Source organism: Streptomyces spongiae (assembly GCF_009377185.1).
GTDB lineage: Bacteria > Actinomycetota > Actinomycetes > Streptomycetales > Streptomycetaceae > Streptomyces > Streptomyces spongiae.
The window spans coordinates 1-3,472 of record NZ_VJZC01000819.1; the positions used below are offsets into that span (position 1 = coordinate 1).

The 3,472-nt window shown below is 67.6% G+C and carries 4 protein-coding genes; all 4 read left to right on the top strand.

The genetic code is table 11. From position 1 onward, the window contains the following. The coding region (locus FNH08_RS52790; protein WP_228034807.1) for a hypothetical protein at window positions 1–347 on the top strand (347 nt) is incomplete at its 5' end. After that, complete coding sequence (locus tag FNH08_RS47265) at window positions 344–1,594, top strand: DUF3631 domain-containing protein (RefSeq protein WP_152778061.1); 1,251 nt, start codon at window positions 344–346, stop codon at window positions 1,592–1,594. The genes FNH08_RS52790 and FNH08_RS47265, both read left to right, overlap by 4 nt. Before the next feature lie 157 nt (window positions 1,595–1,751). Then, window positions 1,752–1,961: a helix-turn-helix transcriptional regulator gene (locus FNH08_RS47270; RefSeq protein ID WP_152778063.1), complete on the top strand. Its 210-nt coding sequence runs from the start codon at window positions 1,752–1,754 to the stop codon at window positions 1,959–1,961. Continuing rightward, window positions 1,958–3,406, top strand: a complete 1,449-nt coding sequence (locus tag FNH08_RS47275) for a tyrosine-type recombinase/integrase (protein WP_322726571.1) — start codon at window positions 1,958–1,960, stop codon at window positions 3,404–3,406. Before FNH08_RS47270 ends, FNH08_RS47275 begins: the two co-directional genes overlap by 4 nt. Window positions 3,407–3,472 lie beyond the last annotated feature (66 nt).

Below are 3,472 nucleotides of genomic sequence, written 5' to 3' on the forward strand. Positions count from 1 at the left end.
CCCCTGAAAAGCCCACGTCCGCCACGCCCGGCCGTACGCGCCCGTCTGAGGGTGGCTCCGGATCGGGCCGTGGCACGAAGGACGACGGCCGACAGGCCGTCCTTTCAGCCCTTCCCGTCGGACGGCAGGCGACCGACCCGACCCGCGGTGATGGCCGCTTCCCCGTGGCCTGGCTCCACATCCGCGCGCCCCGCGGCGCCACCCCCACCGTCACCTCGAAGTGTCTGTGCGGCCGTGACCGAAGTGCTGTCGGCCACCGCAAGGTGCTGGCCCTGATCACCGACCACGAAGCACACCGAGACACCTGCCCGCTCCGGAGCTCCCAGGAAGGGAGGACCGCCGCATGACCAGCACGACCACGCCCCCACCGTCGATCAACGGTGCGGCTCTGCTCGATGAGGTCGAAGCGTTCCACCGCCGTTTCAACGTCTTTCCCCGAGAAGCCGCGTACGTCGCCGTCGCTCTGTGGGACGCGCACGCGCACCTGATCGACGCGTTCGACGGCACCGCCCGCCTGGCGTTCCTCTCCCCCGAGCCTGGATCGGGCAAGTCCCGCGCACTGGAGATCGTGGAAACCCTCACTCCGCGCGCGGCCACCACCGTCAACGCCTCCGCAAACGCCCTCTTCCGACTCGTGGAAGCCGAGGGAGGAACCCCCACGCTCCTCTTCGATGAGATCGACACCGTGTTCGGTCCCAAAGCCGGAGGCAATGAAGAGGTCCGGGGGTTCCTGAACTCCGGCTACCGGCGCGGCGCCAAGTCCCTGCGCTGCGTCGGGGACGGCTCAAACCAGAGCACCGAGTGGTTCTCCTCGTTCTGCGCCGTCGCCATGGCCGGACTCGGCTCCCTCCCGGACACGATCCTGACCCGCTCGGTCATCATCCGGATGCGTAAGAAGGCCCCCAACGAGAAGGCCGAGCCCTACCGCCGCCGCGTCCACGAGAAGCAGGGGCACGCGCTGCGTGACCGGCTCGCCAAGTGGGCCGACACCGTCCGGGAGGCCATCGCCGAAGCCTGGCCCGAGATGCCCGAGGGAGTCTCCGACCGGCCCGCGGACGTGTGGGAACCGCTCCTCGCCGTCGCCGACGCAGCCGGCGGGCACTGGCCCGAGCGAGCCCGCGCCGCCTGCCTGGAACTCGTGCGTGCCGCTGGCGAGGGCAACGGTTCCTCGCTCGGTATCCGGCTGTTGACCGACTTGCGCGACAAGGTGTTCTGCGGTTCCGAGCGCATGCCCACGGCCGTGATCCTCGAACTCCTGCACCGGATCGACGACGCCCCGTGGGTCGACATGGACGGCAACGGCAAGCCCCTGAACGCCCGGACGCTTTCGAAGATGCTCGGGGATTACGTCACCGTCAACAACGAGCCGATTCGGCCCCGGTCCATCCGCACCGCCCAAGGCGTACCCAAGGGGTACTACGCCGAAGATCTCGCGGACGCGTGGCTGCGCTACTGCCCCCCGCCCCCCGAGAAATCCGCTACATCCGCTACATCCGCTACATCGCAGGTCAGCGGGGGTGAATCCGTAGCGGAAGAGCTTCCCGGCATCCGCTACATCACTCCCGAAGCCGCTACCGCCGACCGCACGGCGTAGCGCCACCTATCCGCTACATCCTGCCCATCCGCTACGCGCCGTAGGCCCCTGACCTGCGCTGTAGCGGATGTAGCGGATGTAGCGGATCTGAGGGAGGGGCCCACGGGGCCCCTCCCTCCTTCTGTCTGCACTCCTTCTGTCCCGAGGAGATCCCCACATGGCTACCCCTTCCCGCCGACGCCGCGCCCCCAAGGATGAGCTGGTGCCGCTGAGCGAGGCACTGGAAGAGATCAGCATCAGCCGCGCCACTTGGTACCGCTGGCGCAACCGCGGATACGGGCCGGAGGCGCGGCGCACGCCGTCCGGCCGCATCTGTGTACGCCGAAGTGTTCTGGACGCCTTCAAGGACGAATTGGAAGCCGCGTGACTGAGTGGAGCTACACCGTCAAGATCTGGGCGATTCGGAAGCGCGACTACCGGAAGCCCTACCAACTCCGCTGGAAGGTGGGCACCCGCCCACACTCGGAGTCGTTCCTCACCCTGGGCCTGGCGGAGAGCCGCCGGGCACAGCTCATCACCGCGGCTCGCGAGGGTGAGCCGTTCGATGTCGACAGCGGGTTGCCGAAGTCCCTGGTCGTGAAGGACCGGGACATCCCGTGGTACGAGCACGCCCGTAACTACATCGAGATGAAGTGGGACGACTCCCCCGCTTCGACACGGCGGACGCTCGCCGAAGCCATGGCGACCGTGACACCAACGTTCGTGAAGGACACCAAGGGCATGCCGGACGCGCGAGTCGCCCGTACCGCGCTGTACGGCTGGGCCTTCAACAAGAACCGTTGGGAAGAGGAGCCCCCTGCCGACGTGGCCAAGGTGCTGGACTGGTTCAAGCGCAAGTCACTGCCCACGTCCGCCCTCTCTGACCTGGTTCTGGTCCGGAGCAGCCTCCGCGCGATCTCCAAGAAACTGGACGGCGAGACCGCAGCTCCGGGCACGATCAGCCGAAAGCGCGCGATCTTCTACAACTCTCTTGAGTACGCGGTGGAGGCCGAGCTACTCGCCGACAACCCGCTCACCCGCATCAAGTGGAAGGCACCGGAGCAGGTGGTTGAGGAGGTGGACCCTGCCTGCGTGCCGAACCCTGAGCAAGCGGCCGAGCTGCTGACGTCCGTACGGGACCAGAGCCCGCGCGGTCGCCGTCTCGTGGCGTTTTTCGCTTGCATCTACTACGCCGCGGCCCGGCCGGCGGAAGTCATCGGGCTACGGCACAAGGACTGCGACCTACCGCGCCGCGGGTGGGGCATGCTCAGGCTTCGCGAGACACGCCCACGGGCGGGTACGGCATGGACGAACAGCGGGGAAGCGCACGACAGGCGTGGGCTGAAGCATCGCCCGCGGAAGGCCGTCCGACACGTCCCGATCCCGCCCGAGCTCGTCGCCCTGCTGCGGTGGCACGTCACCGCGTACGGAACCGCTCCCGATGGTCGGCTCTTCCAGACCATGCGCGGCGGGGTCGTGCAGGACACCGGATACGGCGAAGTCTGGGCTGAGGCCCGCACGCGCGCCCTCACCCCGTCGGAGTTCGAGTCGACGTTGGCTAAGCGCCCATATGATCTTCGCCACGCTGCGGTATCCACATGGCTCAGCTCAGGTGTGGAGCCTCAGCTCGTAGCGGAGCGCGCCGGCCACAGTGTGGCGGTGCTCTTCCGGGTGTACGCCAAGTTCCTCAAGGACGGAGACGAGGCCGCCAACGCCAAGATCTCCGCTCGATTGGGGCAGCGCGGGCGACGTGCTGAAAATCCCGTCCACGCGCCGTCCACACACTTCGAGACGGGACGTTCGAGCGCGAGACAGTGTGAGACAGTGCGCTGATCGTCAAGGGGTATGACAAGGGGCCCGTGACCTGCTGTTCTAGCAGGTCACGGGCTGTCTCTTATA

What these genes read in the sequence shown, in the direction of transcription:
- FNH08_RS47265 (WP_152778061.1), top strand. Translation starts at nt 344, where the DNA reads ATGACCAGCACGACCACGCCCCCACCGTCGATCAACGGTGCGGCTCTG.
- FNH08_RS47270 (WP_152778063.1), top strand. Translation starts at nt 1,752, where the DNA reads ATGGCTACCCCTTCCCGCCGACGCCGCGCCCCCAAGGATGAGCTGGTG.